The 1,182-nt window shown below is 32.3% G+C and carries 1 protein-coding gene; it reads right to left on the reverse strand.

The genetic code is table 11. The features are described 5' to 3' along the window. Positions 1–31: 31 nt before the first annotated feature. Positions 32–997 (reverse strand): IS110 family RNA-guided transposase, encoded by a 966-nt coding sequence (locus AC1EUY_RS16085; protein WP_480196571.1) that lies wholly within the window; start codon positions 995–997, stop codon positions 32–34. Positions 998–1,182: the final 185 nt, after the last annotated feature.

Raw genomic sequence — 1,182 nt, forward strand, 5'->3', positions numbered from 1 at the left:
AACAAAGAACTGAGTTAAAAAACAAACTTTTTTAAGCTAATTTAGAAACAAAGTTTTCATCATAAGGTAATCCACTTTTTGCAATTGCAAAGGCTTGTTTTAAAAGTTTATTTGCAACGGCAATCAATGCCAATTTCTTACTCTTACCCTTAGCTACAATTCTGTCATATAATTCCTTACATGCTTTGTTGTGTTTACATGCCGAAAAAGCACATAAAAACAATAAATTCCTAAGTTTCTTATTACCAACTTTACTGATCCTACTTCTACCTCTTACACTACTGCCTGACTGCCTAATGGTTGGTGTAATACCAACATAACTACACAATTGCTTTGCACTCTCAAACTTCTTAAATCCATCTGTAACAACTATTAAAAATAAAGCAGTCTTCACACCCATACCTGGAATACTCTTTAATAAAGTCAATTGATGTTGCTGCTCTTGTTTAACTAGCTCTAAAAGACGCCCCTCTAACAGTTCTATTTCTTTATTTAAGTGCTTTAGATTTCTAGTTAATGAACGATATACAAATTTTGATGGTATCCCTAAGCTCTTTTCTCCATGTAATTTGTTCTTCGTAGCGGTACGATGCTTTAAGTAATTGTCTAACAACCTGAATAACTGTAAGCATTCTGCTTGTACTTCATTAAGTGCATTATACAAGGGAACATCATTTAATATACCATACTCACAAATAGCTTTTGCATCACTCTTATCGGTCTTTACCTTGGCCAACTTCATCTGAATAAATCGCTTTACTGATAATGGATTTACTACAGAAACAGCAAAACCCTTGTTATATAAATATTGGGCTAAGCGATAATGATAATAACCTGTAGCCTCCATAACAACTAAGGCTTCTTTTTTTAATGTTTTAACTAAAGCCTTAAAACCTTTTTCATCATTCTTAAATTGATGATGACCACCCTCAATACTATAAACATCAAAGACATCTTTACTAATGTCAATACCATAAATTTTTTTACCTTTCTTCATAAGAACTAAATTTTGGAAAGAACAAGCTACTTACCTATCAACAACTTAAAATCGAGATCTAAAGTCTCACAGAACTGAACGATATTTGAGTAGAAAAGAGAGGGGATTATCAATGTTGTCGAAGTCTATAGCTTCACCGTGTATACTAATCTTAATCCTCTCTTTTGTTCTTTCTAGTTAATAAC

The organism is Maritimimonas sp. 2210JD6-3 (assembly GCF_056591795.1).